The 15,170-nt window shown below is 67.6% G+C and carries 12 protein-coding genes and 1 riboswitch; of the genes, 5 read left to right on the top strand and 7 right to left on the bottom strand.

Features of this window, described 5'->3' with window-relative positions:
- Window positions 1-2: 2 nt before the first annotated feature.
- The 4 genes from ACYX4P_RS04405 to ACYX4P_RS04390 form a co-directional block, all read right to left on the bottom strand.
- The gene (locus ACYX4P_RS04405) at window positions 3-626 is read right to left on the bottom strand and encodes a hypothetical protein (RefSeq protein WP_248119319.1); all 624 of its coding nucleotides are present in this window, start codon (window positions 624-626) and stop codon (window positions 3-5) included.
- A 143-nt stretch (window positions 627-769) separates the two neighbouring features.
- Window positions 770-952 carry a DUF1328 domain-containing protein gene (locus ACYX4P_RS04400; RefSeq protein WP_087121113.1) on the bottom strand — a complete coding sequence of 61 codons (183 nt, stop codon included), beginning with the start codon at window positions 950-952 and terminating at the stop codon, window positions 770-772.
- 111 nt (window positions 953-1,063) lie between these two features.
- Complete coding sequence (locus ACYX4P_RS04395; protein WP_248119320.1) at window positions 1,064-1,474, bottom strand: hypothetical protein; 411 nt, start codon at window positions 1,472-1,474, stop codon at window positions 1,064-1,066.
- Window positions 1,474-1,818 (bottom strand): ElaB/YgaM/YqjD family protein, encoded by a 345-nt coding sequence (locus ACYX4P_RS04390; protein WP_248119321.1) that lies wholly within the window; start codon window positions 1,816-1,818, stop codon window positions 1,474-1,476. The genes ACYX4P_RS04395 and ACYX4P_RS04390 overlap by 1 nt, the downstream gene beginning before the upstream one ends.
- Before the next feature lie 149 nt (window positions 1,819-1,967).
- Between ACYX4P_RS04390 and ACYX4P_RS04385 the strand changes: the two genes are divergently transcribed.
- The 3 genes from ACYX4P_RS04385 to ACYX4P_RS04375 all read left to right on the top strand — a co-directional run bounded on the left by ACYX4P_RS04385 (window position 1,968) and on the right by ACYX4P_RS04375 (window position 4,281).
- On the top strand, window positions 1,968-2,636 hold the full coding sequence (locus tag ACYX4P_RS04385; RefSeq protein ID WP_248119322.1) for a fumarylacetoacetate hydrolase family protein: 669 nt from the start codon (window positions 1,968-1,970) through the stop codon (window positions 2,634-2,636).
- Window positions 2,633-3,265 (top strand): maleylacetoacetate isomerase, encoded by a 633-nt coding sequence (gene maiA, locus ACYX4P_RS04380; RefSeq protein ID WP_248119323.1) that lies wholly within the window; start codon window positions 2,633-2,635, stop codon window positions 3,263-3,265. Before ACYX4P_RS04385 ends, maiA begins: the two co-directional genes overlap by 4 nt.
- 155 nt (window positions 3,266-3,420) lie before the next feature.
- Window positions 3,421-4,281, top strand: coding sequence for an aldo/keto reductase (locus ACYX4P_RS04375; protein ID WP_292075055.1), 861 nt, complete (start codon window positions 3,421-3,423; stop codon window positions 4,279-4,281).
- Here ACYX4P_RS04375 and ACYX4P_RS04370 read toward each other — a convergent pair.
- Window positions 4,265-6,094 carry a TonB-dependent receptor plug domain-containing protein gene (locus ACYX4P_RS04370; protein ID WP_248119325.1) on the bottom strand — a complete coding sequence of 610 codons (1,830 nt, stop codon included), beginning with the start codon at window positions 6,092-6,094 and terminating at the stop codon, window positions 4,265-4,267. The genes ACYX4P_RS04375 and ACYX4P_RS04370 overlap by 17 nt on opposite strands.
- A gap of 150 nt (window positions 6,095-6,244) precedes the next feature.
- A riboswitch (cobalamin riboswitch) is annotated at window positions 6,245-6,431 on the bottom strand.
- Window positions 6,432-6,507: 76 nt separating this feature from the next.
- Between ACYX4P_RS04370 and mutS the strand changes: the two genes are divergently transcribed.
- The gene (gene mutS / locus ACYX4P_RS04365; protein WP_374322515.1) at window positions 6,508-9,204 is read left to right on the top strand and encodes a DNA mismatch repair protein MutS; all 2,697 of its coding nucleotides are present in this window, start codon (window positions 6,508-6,510) and stop codon (window positions 9,202-9,204) included.
- Between the two features lie 60 nt (window positions 9,205-9,264).
- Here mutS and lpdA read toward each other — a convergent pair whose 3' ends face one another.
- Window positions 9,265-10,671, bottom strand: coding sequence for a dihydrolipoyl dehydrogenase (gene lpdA / locus ACYX4P_RS04360; protein WP_248119326.1), 1,407 nt, complete (start codon window positions 10,669-10,671; stop codon window positions 9,265-9,267).
- A gap of 178 nt (window positions 10,672-10,849) precedes the next feature.
- The gene (locus tag ACYX4P_RS04355; RefSeq protein WP_292048181.1) at window positions 10,850-13,726 is read right to left on the bottom strand and encodes a TonB-dependent receptor; all 2,877 of its coding nucleotides are present in this window, start codon (window positions 13,724-13,726) and stop codon (window positions 10,850-10,852) included.
- 242 nt (window positions 13,727-13,968) lie between these two features.
- Between ACYX4P_RS04355 and ACYX4P_RS04350 the strand changes: the two genes are divergently transcribed.
- On the top strand, window positions 13,969-15,069 hold the full coding sequence (locus tag ACYX4P_RS04350) for a phytase (protein WP_248119327.1): 1,101 nt from the start codon (window positions 13,969-13,971) through the stop codon (window positions 15,067-15,069).
- Window positions 15,070-15,170: the final 101 nt, after the last annotated feature.

Here is a 15,170-nt window from a genome sequence, read left to right as displayed (position 1 = left end):
GCTCAGACGCTCTCCGCCGGTTCCTGGCGCATGAGGATCAGGCCGGGAACCAGGGCGACAGCGATCAAAATGGCGGCGAACACCAGATAGATCAGCGGGCTGTCGATGAACCAGGCCACCGCCACGGCGCCGACGTAGGCGCAGATCGCCGTCATCGACATCCAGCGCGTGCGCGTCATGGCCGCGCCGATCATCCAGGCCGAGCCATAGGCGACCAGCACCGCCGTCGGCATCACCGCCATCCACGACCAGTTTCCGGTTTTCACAGACAGGGCGACCAGGGCCAGCCAGGTGACGAAGATGCCGTAACCGACCGCCTCCCACGCCGATCCGACCGCCTTGTTGCCGGCGGAATTGAAGCCGGACTTCTTCTTGATGCGGCCGATCAGAACGGTCAGGGCGACGGCGAACACCGCCCCCGCGACGACCCAGATCCATAGCTGCGACCATGAGTTCAGCCTGACCAAGCCCGATTGAACGGCCCATTGGATCAGGCTGGTCGATCCGTACACGACGGCGGCCGTGACCAGGATCGGTCCCGCCAACAGGGGCGCGTGGCGCCCCTCGTGCGCCAGGCTGCGCATATAGGCGATATCGTCGTGAATGGCCTGGGTGTCGCGGGTCATGTTGGTTTCCTCCCAAAAATCGATGAGAGAAAATCAGCCATAAACTTTGTGATGTAAAGTTCTTTTTATAGCCTGACGGCCGAGCCATGAAAAAGGGGACGAAGCCGAAGCCTCGTCCCCTGATTTCCGATCGGTCGCGCCCCTTATAGTCGGGGCGTGCCGCCGCGTCCGCGAAGTCCGCCGGCCACCAGGGCGATGACGAACAGGATGATGGCGACGACGGCGACGAATTTGGCGATTTCGAACGAGAAGTTCGCAATGCCGCCGAAGCCGAGAACGGCCGCGACCAAGGCCACGACCAGGAAGATAATTGCCCAGCGCATCATGGGTTTAGCTCTCCTGAGTTGATGTTGCCGTCGGCGACCCTAGAGCCCTCGTCGGTCCGTTGCATCAACGTCGTGGCGTCTTGGCCGTTCCCTCGTCTGCTGAGATTCCCATCAGCGGCGGCGACGGCGCGAATAGCCGCCCTGATCCATCTTGCGGTCCGCGACCATGCTGGCGACGATGGCCGCGAGGGCCGGATTGCGCAGCAGCAGGAAGGCGGCGCCCAGACCGCCCACAGCGCCCACGATGGGGCGTTCGCGAACGATGTGGATCACCTTACCCAGCAGGCCGGACGGTTCTTCATCCTCATCGTCCTCCTCGTCGTTCCCGCTGCGCAGGAAGACCAGGATCACGATCAGGGCGACCACGGCGAACAGGCCGAAGGTGACGGCGGCGGCGCCCAGCGGCGTCAGCTTGAGGCTTAGCGCATAGAAGATCGAAAGCCCCAGGAAGATGACGGCCAGGAAGGCGCTGGCCGCGACGACGGCGGTCGCGACCAGCTTTTTGACGAGACCCTTGAACATCAGCGGCGACGACCGGCCAGCAGCATCCCCAGGATGACGCCGACGCCCAGGGCCACGGCGGTCGATTGCAGCGGACGCTCCTGCACCCGCTCGACCACATAGCGCTGCGCCTCGTCCAGACGTTCGGCGGCGTCGTCGTAATATTCGCGGCCCCGGGTGCGGGCGGTGTCGTAATAACCGCGCGCCTGTTCGCGCACCTCGTCGCCCTTGGCGCGCAGCTTGGCCTCGGCCTCGGCGGCCTTTTCGCGTAGGCGCTGGGTTTCTTCGCGGGCGCCGGTCTTCAGATCCTCCTTGAGGGTCTTCAGGTCGGCCTTGATGTCTTCTCGGGCCTTGGTGCTGGCCATGATGCGCGCTCCGTTGAAAGCTTGACGGTAGAGAATAGAGAACCCCGTATTGCAACGCCACTCCCCTGACGAGGTTCCCGTCGCTCGATCCGCGCGGCGCTTGCGCAAGCCTCTCGTCAGCCTCCGACCGGCGGATTAAGAACGAGACCATGACCCAATGGCTGTTCCCGCCCCGCCCCACGCCGTCCCTGCCCATCGTCGGCCATGACGCGCGGTTTCCCGTGCGCCGCATCCTGTGCGTCGGCCAGAACTACGCCGCCCATGCGCGCGAAATGGGATCGGACCCGGACAAGCAGACGCCCTTCTTCTTCTCCAAGCCCGGCGACGCCCTGGTGTCGGACGGTGCGGACCCGGCCTATCCGTCGGCGACCGAAAACCTTCATTACGAGGCCGAACTGGTCGCCGCCATCGGCCCCAGGGAAGACGGCCTGATTGGCGTCGTGGGCTGGGCGGTCGGCTGCGACCTGACGCGCCGTGACCTGCAGGCCGAGGCCAAGAAGACCGGCCGCCCCTGGGACGCCGCCAAGGGGTTCGACCAGTCGGCGCCGTGCGGCCCCGTCACCCTTGGCGACCTGCCGGATCCCGCGGGCGCCATACGCCTGACCGTCAATGGCGAGGTCAAACAGGACAGCGTTCTGGACGACATGATCCTGAACCCTGATCGCATCGTCGAGGCGGCCGGCGCCCTGTGGTCGCTTCAGCCCGGCGATCTGATCTTCACCGGCACGCCGTCCGGCGTCGGCCCCGTCAAGCCGGGCGACCAGGTCGTCGTCACCATCGCCGGGCTGGAGACCCTGCGTTTCGAGGTTCAGCCGTGATCCTGCATGGCTACTGGCGCTCTGGGGCCAGCTACCGGGTGCGGATCGCCCTGGCGTTGAAGGGCGTCGGCTACAACCTGGCGGCCCACGACCTGAGGAAGGGCGAACAGAAGACGCCGGACTATCTGGCCCTGAACCCCCAAGGCATGGTGCCGGCTCTGCAGGACGGCGACCGCGTCCTGATCCAGAGCCCGGCCATTCTGGAGTGGCTGGAGGAGACCCATCCCGCCCCGGCGCTGCTGCCGGCCGCCCCCGACGACCGCGCCGTGGTGCGCGCCATGTGCGCCCTGATCGGCTGCGACATCCATCCGCTGAACAATCTGCGGGTGCTGAAGGCTTTGCGGGCCGAGTTCGGCGCCGACCAGGCCGCGATCGACGCCTGGGCCGCCGGTTGGATCGCGCCTGGCTTCGACGCGCTTCAGGCCCTGGTCGCCCGCCATGGCGCGGGTTGGTGCTTCGGCGACGCCCCAACCCTGGCGGACTGCTATCTGATCCCGCAAATCTATTCGGCCCGCCGATTCAACATGGACCTGTCGCCCTGGCCCGGTCTTCTGGCCATAGATATCCAGGCGCTGGACCACCCCGCCTTCCACGCCGCCCACCCGGATCGCCAGCCCGACGCCGACTGAAAACACCGGCGCCGACGCATATCAGCGGTGGATAAGTAGGGTTCGCTTAAGGTCTCGCTCAGCGTCCCTTAAGCATTGCGCGTCAAAGTGCGGGGGTGTCGTATTCCCCCGCCACACCTTCGGCGTCGTCGCCCATCCATCGCCTGGCCTTGGCCGTGGTGACCGCGCCCGAGCGCGCGCCGGGCGCTTTCATGAGCGCCCCGTCCGGCGCGCGCGAGGATGCGATGCGGTTCCTGCTGCAGACCGGGGCGGATGCGGGCGTCAAACTGATCGCCACCCGGCCCGATGGCGACGGCGAACGGCTGCTGGGCCAGGCCTGGCCCTTTCCCTCGCCCTTCCAGGTCACGGTTCGCACCGTGGCCCTGAGCGAAGGTCTCGATCGGGTCGAGGCGCGCGCTCGCCGCTCGCTGGAGCGGATGGGTCTGCCGCGCGGCGACGTCCTTCTGATCTCTAACGCCGCCGATCTGGCCGGCGCCGAGGGCCGGGCCCTGTGGGATCGCGCGCGCAATCTGAAGGATCGCGGCCTGTTCCGCCGCATCGGTTTCTGCGCCGCGATCGAGGACGGTCCCGCCCTTCTGGCGCGCCGCCTGGAGGCCGACGTCGTCCAGGTGCCGTGCAGCCTGCTGGATCAGCGCGCGGCCCAGGACGGCGTGTTGGAGGCCATCGCCGACACTGGCGCCAGCGTGCATCTGTCGTCCGTCTTCGCCGACGGCCTGCTGTTCGCAGGAGGCGAGGACCTGCCGCCCGAGCTGGCCAGCCACGCCCAGGCCCTGTCGCGCACGCGCCGACGTCTGGCCGAGCAACGCTGCGACCCCATGCAGGCCGCCCTGGCCTACGCCCTGTCGCTGAAAGGCGTGGACAAGGTGGTGGCCAGCGTCGCCTCGGCCGCCGAACTGCGCGCCATCCTGGCCGCCGCCCACGCGCCCTGCCCCAACCTGGACTGGTCAGCCCTGGCGCTTGCGGCGCCGGCGGCCTTCGCCGCCGACGCCCGCGCCCGGATCAGTAGCGCAGCCTGATGCCGACATAGCCGGACAGACCGGCTTCGCCGTAGCCCAGCAGACGCTGATAGTGTTCGTCGAACAGGTTCTCGACGCGCGCCGTCAGGGTCACATTGTCCGTCAGCGCATAGGCGCCGTTCAGATTGGTGATGACGAAGCCGTCACGCATGCCGCCCGAATCCGGCATCTCGCCTTCCGCCCGCACCGTCACCGCGCCCGACAGGCGTTGTCCGGTCCAGCCCAGGGTCGCCGACCCGGAGTGTTCCGCCACGCGCAGGATCGGAGCCTTGGTCACCGCATTTTCGGCGTCGGTCCAGGCATAGGCGGCCGTCAGATCGAAACCGCGACCCAGATCGACCCGGCCTTCCAACTCCACGCCGTCGGTGCGGGTGCGGATCAGGTTGACGTAATAATACTCAAAGCTGGCCGGATTGTAGTAGCCGTCGATCTGGTTCTCGACCTCAAGACGGTAAGCCGTCAGGCGACCATCGAAACGGCCGTCGTTCGAGCGCCAGCCCAGAGCCAATTCACCGCTCTCCGCCTTTTCGGGAACCAGTTCGGCCACCTTGGTGCTCGGCAGGACGAAGCAGAAATCGCAAACCGTCTGGGCGACGGACGGCGTCTTGAAGCCGGTGCCGTAAGCGCCGCTGAAGGTCAGGCCGGCGCCCAGATCATAGGCCGCCGAAATGCGCCCCGTGGTCTTGCCGCCATACTTGTCGGTTTCGTCGTGGCGCAGGCCGGCCGTGACGCTCAGGCGATCCGTGGCGTTGAAACGGGCCACGCCGAACACCGAGTCCACGTCCAGTTCAGCCTTGACCCTGCCGTCCAGATCCGCCTGGGTTTCCTCATGCTCGGCGCCGAAGCTGTAGGCCAGACGGGCGTTCTGATCACGGCTGTCCGCCTGCCAGCGGTAAAGGCGGTGCTGGCCGCTATAGACCGACGGATAGGCGCTCTTGGCGACGCGGTCGATGTCGGAGGCGGCGACCGTGAACTTGTGATCCAGGCCCAGGACATCGGCGACACGCAGGCGAACCAGACCCGACTGATTGACGGTCGCCGCCGTATCCAGCGCATCGACCGGGCCGAAACCGTCGACATCGGCGTCGGTGTCGGAGTAACGATAGCTGGCGTCGACGCCAAAGCGGTCGTTCAGCTCATAACGGGCGCGGGCGCTGACGGTGGTGTTGTCGAAGCCGTCCTTCTCGGTGTTGCCGTTGATCTTGTCAGCCGCCGAGAAACCGTCGCTGTGGAACTTGGAGACGGAGACGCCATAGGCGAACTTCTCAGTGGCCACGCCCAGGCCCAGACGACCGCGCGCCGTGCCGTACGAACCGGCTTCGGCATTGGCCGACACGCCGTTCAACTCACTGGTGGTGAAGGAAATGACGCCGCCGATCGCGGACGAGCCCCAAAGCGACGACTGGGGGCCGCTGAGCACCTCGATGCGCGAAACGTCGCCCAGGTCGAAGCCCGAGAAGTCGAAACCGCCCGCCGGCTGCGAGGGGTCGTTGACGGCTACGCCATCCACCAGCACCAGGGTCTTGTCCTGGCTGGCGCCGCGCATCCGCACCGAGGCGACGCCGCCGAAGCTGGCGCGATAGACCGACAGGCCGGGCACGTCCGACAGGATGTCAGTGGCGAACACGGCGCCGCGCTCTTGGATGGTCTGGCTGTCGATGACGCGCGCGCCCGGCGTCTCGGCGACGATGGCGGGCAGGCGGGTGGCGGTGACGACGACGTCGCTGACCTGGGTCGTGTCGTCGGCCAGGGCGGGTGCGGCGATGGCGACGACCGAGAGCGCGGCCGAGGCGAGCAGAATGGAACGCTTCATTGAGCGATATCCCCGTTTCCGGTCCCGCGAATGCGCGCGAGAGACCGTCATGAGCGAACCGACCCGCCAGACCGGCGAAGGGTCTGGACGGCGCAAGATCGGGTCGCTGCAACGGATGGAGACCGCGCCTCTGCCTGTGCCCGGACAGGGGCGAGCGACTTTGGGCGGCCAGGTCTCCTGGCTTGCGGTTCATCAAACATCGCCCTCGCCTTCCCAGCCCTGGGGCCAGTGGCGCCGGGATCACCGACCCCGGACGGACGACGCTCTCGCCGCCTACAGTTGCGGGAACAGCCGTGGCGTCTGACCACGTTCCCTAAACCGCCTGACGGGGCCTATCGCAGGGGGGACAAGCCTGTGCAAGGCTGGCGGAACGGGCTTGAGGCGTCGGTTCCGATCCGTCACCCTAGGGCCACATGAACGCCCCCGCCAAATTCCCCGATAATGGGCCTCCTCCCGAAATCGCCGCCGCCATCGAGGGCGCGACGCCCTTCATGGCCCAGTATCTGACAGCCAAGGCGGGGCAGACGGACGCCATCCTGTTCTTCCGCATGGGCGACTTCTACGAGCTGTTCTTCAAGGACGCCGAGGTGGCGGCGGCGGCTCTGGGCATCACTCTGACCAAGCGGGGCAAGCACCAGGGCGAGGACATTCCGATGGCGGGCGTGCCGGTCCACGCCATGGAGGGCTACCTCGCCCGACTGATCCGCATGGGCCACAAGGTCGCCATCTGCGAACAGCTGGAAGACCCCGCCGAAGCCAAGAAGCGCGGCGGCAAGGCCGTGGTGCATCGTGGCGTGGTCCGTGTGGTCACGCCGGGAACCCTGACCGAAGACAGCCTGTTGGACGCGCGCGGCGCCAACCGTCTGGCGGCGGTGGCGGTGCGCAAAGGCCGTGCTGCGGTCGCCGTGGTCGAACTGTCGTCCGGCGCGGTCGACAGCGTCGCCTGCGCCATCGAGGACCTGGGCGCGGCGCTGGCCGCCTTCCGTCCGTCCGAGGTGCTGGTCACCGACCGGATGTACTCCGACGAGACGACGTGCGACGCCCTGAACGGCTCGGGCGGGGTGGTCCAGGCCCTGGCCTCGGCCATCGCCGAACCCCAAGCGGCCCGGGCGCGGGTCGAACGCCTGTACGGCGTGGCGGCGCTGGACGGATTCGGCGCCTTCGAGGAGGCCGAGGTTTCGGCGCTGGGTCTGATCGCTGCTTATCTGGAGACGACCCAGGCGGGCAAGGTTCCCGCCCTGGCCCCGCCGCGCCGTCTCGGCGACAGCGGGTTTCTGGCCATCGACCCGGCGACGCGGGCCAGTCTGGAGATCGACCGCACCCAGCGCGGCGAGCGCGAAGGCAGCTTGCTGGCCTGCATTGACCGCACCGTCACCTCGGGCGGGGCGCGGGCGCTGGCGGAACGGATCGCCCGGCCGTTGCGCGATCCCCTGGCCATCAACGAACAGCTCGACGCCGTCGAATGGATGCTGGAGCGCCGCGACCTGCGGCGCGACCTGCGCGACGGCCTGAAAACCTCATCGGACGTGGCCCGCGCCGTAGGGCGTCTGGCGCTGGGACGCGGCGGCCCGCGCGATCTGGCCGCCGTGCGCGTCGGCCTGTCGATTGCGGAGGGCATCGCCGGTCTGTTTATCGGACAGGTCGATCCCCTGACCGGCCAGCCGCGCCGCATCGCCCTGGCGCTGGACCGGCTGACCCTGTCGGCGGATCTGTCCCGGCTGAAGGCCGATCTGGTCGACGGTCTGGTGGAGGAGCCGTCGCATCTGGCCCGCGACGGCGGCTTCGTCCGCCCCGACTATCGCCCCGAGCTGGACGCCGCCCGCACCCTGCGAGACGACAGCCGTCGCGTGGTCGCCGACCTTGAGGCCCGCGCCGTCGCCGAATCCGGCGTGCCGTTCAAGGTCAAGCACAACGCCGTCCTGGGCTATTTCCTGGAAACCTCGGCCAAGGCGGCGGAAGGGTTGCTGCGCGCCGGTCCCGACAGCCCCTTCATCCACCGCCAGACCCTGGCGGCTCAGGTCCGCTTCACCACCGTCGAACTGTCGGAACTGGACGCCAGGATCAGTCAGGCCGGGCACCGCGCCCTGGCCATCGAGGGCGAGATCTTCGAAAGTTGGCGCCGCGAGATCGCCCGTCTGGCCCAGCCGTTGCAAGCGGTGGCCGAGGCCCTGGCCGAACTGGACGCCCACGCCGCCCTGGCCGAATGGGCGCAGGAGGTGGGCGCGACCCGCCCCGTCGTGGACGACACCCTGATCTTCTGCGTCGAGGCCGGGCGCCACCCCGTCGTCGAGGCGGCGGTGAAGGCGCAAGGCGATCCCTATACCCCCAACAACGCCCGTCTGGATGGATCAGGCGGCGACTGCGCCCGTCTGGCCATCGTCACCGGGCCGAACATGGCCGGTAAGTCGACCTTCCTGCGCCAGAACGCGCTGCTGGTGATCCTGGCCCAGGCGGGCGCCTTCGTGCCGGCCCGGTCGATGCGGCTAGGCGTGGTGGACCGGCTGTTCAGCCGTGTCGGCGCGGGCGATGACCTGGCGCGCGGCCGCTCCACCTTCATGATGGAGATGGTCGAGACCGCCGCCATCCTGACCCAGGCCACGCCCCGCAGCTTCGTCGTGCTGGACGAGATCGGACGCGGGACCGCCACCTACGACGGTCTGGCCATCGCCTGGGCCACCGCCGAGGCGCTGCACGAAACCAACCGCGCCCGCACCCTGTTCGCCACCCACTATCACGAGTTGGCCCAGCTGGAGACGCGGCTGGACCATGTCTGCAACCTGTCGATGGTCGCCAAGGAGTGGAATGGCGACCTGGTCTTCCTGCACGAGGCGGCGCCCGGCGCCGCTGACCGTTCCTACGGGGTTCAGGTGGCCAAGCTGGCGGGCGTGCCGACGTCCGTGGTCACCCGCGCCCGTTCGGTGCTTGAGCGTCTGGAGGGCGAAAAGGCCGCCGCCGCCCGTCTGGACGACCTGCCCCTGTTCGCCGTCGCCGAGCCGGAGCCGGTGCGCGGCTCCTCGCCTCTGGAACTGGCGTTCCGTGACGTCGATCCCGACGACCTGACCCCGCGCGAGGCGCTGGAGGCGCTCTATCGGCTGAAGGGTCTGGCCTGATGTGACGAAGGCCCGGACGTCGCCGTCCGGGCCTTGCTTAGAGTGTCGATCCGTTTCGGATCAGGCCTGCATCATCCAGCCTTCGACATCCATGGCCGCCTGACGGACGGCTTCCGAACGGGTCGGGTGGGCGTGGCAGGTGCGGGCGATGTCTTCCGACGCGCCGCCGAAGCTCATGGTGATGGCCGCCTCGTGGATCATCTCCCCGGCCTGCGGGCCCATGATGTGGACGCCCAGCACCTTGTCCGTCGCGGCGTCGGCCAGAACCTTCACGAAGCCGTCGGTCTCGTGATTGATCTTGGCGCGGCTGTTGGCGGCGAAGGGGAACTTGCCCTTCTTGTAGGCGACGCCGGCGGCCTTCAACTGGTCCTCGGTCTGACCGACCCAGGCCACTTCGGGGAAGGTGTAGACGACGCTCGGCACCAGGGCGTAGTCGACGTGGCCGTATTTGCCGGCGATGGTGTCGATCACGGCGACGGCGTCTTCTTCCGCCTTGTGCGCCAGCATCGGACCGTGGGTCACGTCGCCGATCACCCAGACGCCGTCAGCCACCTTGAAGTGGTCATGGTCAATGAAGCCGCGCTTGTCCGGCGTCACGCCCACGCTCTCCAGACCCAGGCCGTCCGTATAGGGACGACGGCCGATGGCGACCAGAACGACATCGCCCTTGATCGTTTCTGCGGCGCCGCCGGCCGAGGGTTCGACCGTCAGTTCAACTCCGTCCTTGCCCGCCTTGGCGGCCGTGACCTTGGCGCCCAGTTTGAAGACCATGCCCTGTTTGGTTAGTGTGCGCTGGAAGGCGGTGGCGACCTCGGTGTCCATGCCGGGCGTGATCCGGTCCAGGAACTCGACCACCGTGACCTCGGCGCCCAGGCGGCGCCAGACCGAGCCCAGCTCCAGGCCGATGATGCCCGCGCCGACCACGATCAGCTTTTTCGGCACGGCCGGCAGCGACAGGGCGCCGGTGGAATCGATGACCTTGCCGTCTTCGAACGCCACGCCCGGCAGCGGGGTCGGCTCGGAGCCGGTGGCGATGACGATGTTCTTGGCGTCCAGCGTCTGGACGGCGCCATCGGCGGCGGTCACCTCGACCTTGCCCTTGCCGACGATCTTGCCCTTGCCCTTGATCCACTCGACCTTGTTCTTCTTGAACAGGAACTCGATGCCCTTGGTCAGGCCCAGGACGCTTTCGTCCTTGGCGGCGTGCATCTGGCCCAGGTTCAGCTTGGGCGAGACCTCGATGCCGATCTTGGCGAATTCGGTATTGGCGGCGTTCCACAGTTCCGAGGCGTGCAGGAGGGCCTTCGACGGCATGCAACCGACGTTCAGGCAGGTGCCGCCCAGGGTCGAGCGCATCTCGACGCAGGCCACCTTCAGGCCCAGCTGGCCGGCGCGGATCGCGGCGTTATAGCCGCCAGGGCCTCCGCCGATGATGACGACGTCGTAGGCGGCGGTGGCTTCGGCCATGGTATCCTCTGGTCTTCTGGCGCGCGGGAAAAGGCGCGCGGACACTAGCGCCGACCCCGCACGGGTCAACCGCTGCCCGCCATATGGGGCCGCCTTTCGACCAATTGCAGAGGGTCGACCGACGAAAAAGGGCCAAGCGTCGCCGCCCAGCGCCTTCGATCATCATCAGACGGCGCGCTTACAGCTTGAAGCGCACGCCGACGAAGACGTTGTAGCCGAACTTCTCGTACTCGTAGGTCCGCTCCTTGACGCCGTAGTAGCGCACGCCCGCGCTGTCGGTCAGGTTCTTGGCTTCGCCGAACAACTCGATCCCGTTGCCGAAGTCGTAGCTGGCGGTGAAGTCCAGCTGGCCGCGTCCCTCGACCCACAGGTCCAGGCCCGGGCGGGTGGCGTCGATGGCTTCCAGGAACTCGCTGCGGTGGGTGTAGGAGACCCGGGCGCTCAGCCCCTCGCGCTCATAGAAGAGGGCGGCGTTGTAGGTGGTGTCCGACTGGCCCGGCAGGACGAAGGTGTTGCGGCCCGCATAGGAGGCGCGGCTCTTGATCTCGGCGTCGGTCAGGGTGAGGTTGGCGAAGACGCCAAAGCCCGAAGCCCAGCCGGGCAGGAAGCCGAAGGTCTGCTGCCAGTTCAGTTCGATCCCGGCCAGATGACCATCGGCGTTCTGGGCCTCGGTGACCTCGGCGAAGCCCGATGGCGCGGGCTGATAGGGCACGCCGGCGGTGACCAGGGTGAAGCGGTAGTCGGACAGGTCCTTGTAGAAGGCGTTGGCCGAGATCACGCCCAGCGGACGCAGATAGTACTCCAGACCCAGGTCGATATTGTTCGACAGGGTGGACTTCAGGTCCGGGTTGCCGCGCGAGACCGTGGTCTTGACCTTGGTGACGCCGTTCTCGTCGACGTTCTCGCTGGTCTCCAGCAGGCGCGGGACGATGTCGGTGTAGTCCGCGCGCGAGATGGCGCGGGTCAGGGCGAAACGGCCGATCAGGTTTTCGCTGAAGTTGTGGCGCAGCGTCAGGTTGGGGAAGACGTCGGTCTGGTCGCGGCTGACGGTGACGGGGGTCAGGACGCTGGCTGCGTTCACGCTAGTCGCGGAGCCTTCGAAGTCGGTCTTTTCGACGCGCAGGCCGATAAGGACATTGGTCGCGCCCACATCGAACCGGGCCTGGCCGTAACCGGCGAGAATGTCTTCGTTGGCGCTGTAGTCCGCCGTGATCGATTGCGGCGTGCGGCGTGACGCCGCGGTCGTGGACGTGGCGCGGATGCCGTCGAGATAGTCGGTTGCAAGACCGTGATCGAACTTCACGCCCAAATTGTAGTCGTAGTTCTGCGACGGACGGTCGCTTAGCAAGCCCGCCAATGCGCCAGGGTTCACCGGGGCGGTTTGCGTGCGGTCGCGGAAACGCTCTTCGTCGGCGCTGACGTCGCGCGTGCTGTATTTGGCGCCGAACTTCAGCGTCACTTCACGGCCGCCGATGACGGTCGGCAGTTCGTAATTCGTCTTGAAGGACACGTCTTCCTGCTCGGTCGTGTTCGAGCGGAAGGTGTTCTCTCGGAATGAGAAGTTGGATGGAGTCGAATAATAGGTCCCTGCGAACGGCGAATAGGTCGGAGCGTAGTGGTTCGTCGTATCGTAGGTCAGCGTCTGCGTACCCGAGCGATACACCAGCTCGTCGCGGTGCGGATAGGTCTGCTCGCTCCTGGCCCAGGCCAGGGTCGCGTCCCAGACGGCGCCATTACCGAAGGTGTATTCGCCGCCCAGGTTCAGGGTGGTGATCTGGTTGTTCTGCTCGCGGTGACGCAGGGCCTTATAGAGGCGCGCGCCGGTGAACTCGCCCGCCTGATCGGTCAGCCCCGCCTTGGGCTTGCCGTCCGAATAGGTGAAGCGCAGGGTATTGCGGTATTCGTCGTCGTTGAACTCGGCGAAGGAGCCACGCAGCCAGGCGCGCAGCTGATCGCTGGGCCGCCATTCGAGAGCGCCGGTCACCGCCTTGCGCGTGCGCTTGGTCTCATAGTCCTTGAACAGGGTTTCTTCGAGATAGTAGCGGCCGAAGGTGGCCGCGACAGCAGGGTCCGCGCCCAGGGTCCAGGCGTTCTCGACGTTGTCGGGACGGCGGTTGGTCTCTGAATAGCTGACCGACACCAGGGCGCCGAAGGTCTCGTTCGTACCGAAGACGTTGGACGCCGTGGCGCCCGCGCGGGTGTCGGAGCCGCCGTAGTCATTATAGCTGCCGCCCGCATAGCCGCTGAGGGCCAGACGGCGCTTGTCGAAGGGCGAGCGGGTCTTGATGTCCACGGCCCCGGCGATGGAGTCCGCGTCCTGGCTGGGGCGCAGGGTTTTGGAGACCTCGACGGTCGAGACGATGTCCGAAGGCAGGGTGTCCAGATCGACCGCGCGGGTCGAGGCCGAGACGGCGGGAATGGCCACCCCGTCGACCGAGACGGCGGTGAAGGTCGAGGGCGCGCCGCGCACATTGATGTAGCGACCCTCGCCCTGGTCGCGCTGGATGGCGATGCCCTGAACGCGCTGCAGGGATTCCGCCACGTTCGGGTCGGGGTAGCGGCCGATGGCGTCGGCCGACAGGATGTTGACGGTGCCGTCGGCGTTCTTCTGCTGGTTCAACGAACGGGCCACGCCGTCGGTGATCACGCCGGTGACGATCACGTCCGCCACGTCGGTCGCCGAGGTGGAACCCAGGACGATGGCCACGTTCGCGTTTTCGCCGCGCGTGGTGACGACCGTCTGGCTGGCCGAGGGCAGCCCGAGGTAGCGCACGTCCAGAACCATCTGGCCCGCCGCGGTCGGCAGGGTGAACTCGCCCTGGGTGTTGGTCACGACCCGCTGGCCCGACCCGCGCACCACGACCTCGGCGCCGGGCAGGGGCGCGCCCGAGGCGTTGGTGACCCGGCCATAGATCACGTCGCCCGCGACGGCCGCGGCGGAAGCAACCACGGCGTCAGCGGTCTCAGCATGGGCGACGGCGGCCATCGGCGCCAGGATCATCGGCGCCATCAACATGGGCTTGAGCGCGGCGCTCATCAGCAGGTTCGGTTTCATCTCTTGTCCCCCTCGGCCCGCGACGTTTCGCTTTGGCCGATGAGGGCGGCGCTTAACCTTTGGCGACGACGCGAAAGCGACGTTTCCGAGACGCCCGTTTCGCGGTTTTCCGACAGCGGCATGACGGTTGATCCCTTGTCGGATCATCGGTCATCGAACGGACGCCGAACCGTTACGACGTCGCCGTTGACCAAGCCGTCGCCGCGGCGAAAGGACGCCCGCACACCGTTCCGGACCCCGCCATGCGCCGCCCTCGTCTTCGCCTGCCGACCGCCTGCGCCCTATTGTCGCTTCTGACCGGTTGCGCCGGGCACGAGGTCGATTTCCAGGGTGAAGGCGCCGGCGTCGTCGGCCCCTGCGCTCAGGTCCAAGCCGTGCTGGAGACCCCGCCCGTCGGCGCCTCCGGCCAGGACGCCGCAGACGACCCGGCCGTCTGGGCCAGCGCCACGCCCGTCATGGTGATGGGCCAGGCCACGCCCGGCTTCGTCGCCGGTGCCGACAAGAAGTCGGGCCTGTATATCTACGGCTTCGACGGCCGCATTCTCCAGTTCCTGCCCGAGGGACTGCTGAACAATGTCGATGCGGTCGAGGGCCTGTCCATCGATGGCCGCCCGCAGTTGGTGCTGGGCGCCAGCGACCGCACGCCGGGCAGGACGGGCATTTCACTCCATGTCTTCGACCCGGCCGGCCCTCGTCAGAACGGCGTGCGCTATTGGGGCCATGTCGCGACCGACGTGATCGAACCCTACGGCTTCTGCTTCGCCCGTCGCGGCCCGGAGGTTCACGCCATTCTGGTCGGGCACGAAGGTGAACTGCGCCAGTTCGTCCTGGGCGCCGACGCCGCCGGCCGCCCGACCGCCCGCCTGGTCCGCACCGCAGAGATCGGCTCCATCTCAGAAGGCTGCGCCGCCGACGAGGCGAGCGACGCCCTCTATATCAACGAGGAAAACGTCGGCCTGTGGCGCTATGGCCTGGACCCGGCGTCCGGCGCGGCCCGCACCCTGATCCGGCCCATCGCCAAGGACATTCTGGTCGCCGACGCCGAAGGCCTGACCGCCATAACCGACGCCTCGGGCCGCTATCTGATCGCTTCCAGCCAGGGCGATTCCACCTTCCCCGTCTGGCGCATCGACGGCGCGGCGCCGCAATACAAGGGCCGCTTCAAGATCGTGAACGGCGTAGTGGACGGCGTCACCGGCACGGACGGCCTGGCGGCCGCCAGCGGTCAAGTCGGCCCCTTCCCCGATGGCGTCGTCGTCATCCAGGACGACGTCAACGACGGCGGCGCCCAGAACTTCAAATACGTCGATTGGCGCGATGTGCGTCGAGCGTTGGGGCTGTAGCCTCCGCCATCCTCGTGCGAGGTTCGCCAAGACCGGCATCCCTTACACTCTAGATCTGAATCCGGAAGTCGGTGTCGGGGTCCGCAGCTTGTTTCCCCAGC

Source organism: Brevundimonas sp. ABV4_179 (assembly GCF_056311945.1).
This window is presented reverse-complemented; position numbering and strand designations above follow the sequence as displayed.

Excerpts from the sequence above, each read along its gene's own strand:
- ACYX4P_RS04390 (WP_248119321.1), bottom strand. The coding sequence starts at position 1,818 with ATGGCCAGCACCAAGGCCCGAGAAGACATCAAGGCCGACCTGAAGACC.
- ACYX4P_RS04370 (WP_248119325.1), bottom strand. The coding sequence starts at position 6,094 with ATGAAGCGTTCCATTCTGCTCGCCTCGGCCGCGCTCTCGGTCGTCGCC.
- ACYX4P_RS04355 (WP_292048181.1), bottom strand. The coding sequence starts at position 13,726 with ATGAAACCGAACCTGCTGATGAGCGCCGCGCTCAAGCCCATGTTGATG.
- ACYX4P_RS04400 (WP_087121113.1), bottom strand. The coding sequence starts at position 952 with ATGATGCGCTGGGCAATTATCTTCCTGGTCGTGGCCTTGGTCGCGGCC.
- mutS (WP_374322515.1), top strand. The coding sequence starts at position 6,508 with ATGAACGCCCCCGCCAAATTCCCCGATAATGGGCCTCCTCCCGAAATC.
- ACYX4P_RS04350 (WP_248119327.1), top strand. The coding sequence starts at position 13,969 with ATGCGCCGCCCTCGTCTTCGCCTGCCGACCGCCTGCGCCCTATTGTCG.
- ACYX4P_RS04405 (WP_248119319.1), bottom strand. The coding sequence starts at position 626 with ATGACCCGCGACACCCAGGCCATTCACGACGATATCGCCTATATGCGC.
- ACYX4P_RS04395 (WP_248119320.1), bottom strand. The coding sequence starts at position 1,474 with ATGTTCAAGGGTCTCGTCAAAAAGCTGGTCGCGACCGCCGTCGTCGCG.
- lpdA (WP_248119326.1), bottom strand. The coding sequence starts at position 10,671 with ATGGCCGAAGCCACCGCCGCCTACGACGTCGTCATCATCGGCGGAGGC.
- ACYX4P_RS04385 (WP_248119322.1), top strand. The coding sequence starts at position 1,968 with ATGACCCAATGGCTGTTCCCGCCCCGCCCCACGCCGTCCCTGCCCATC.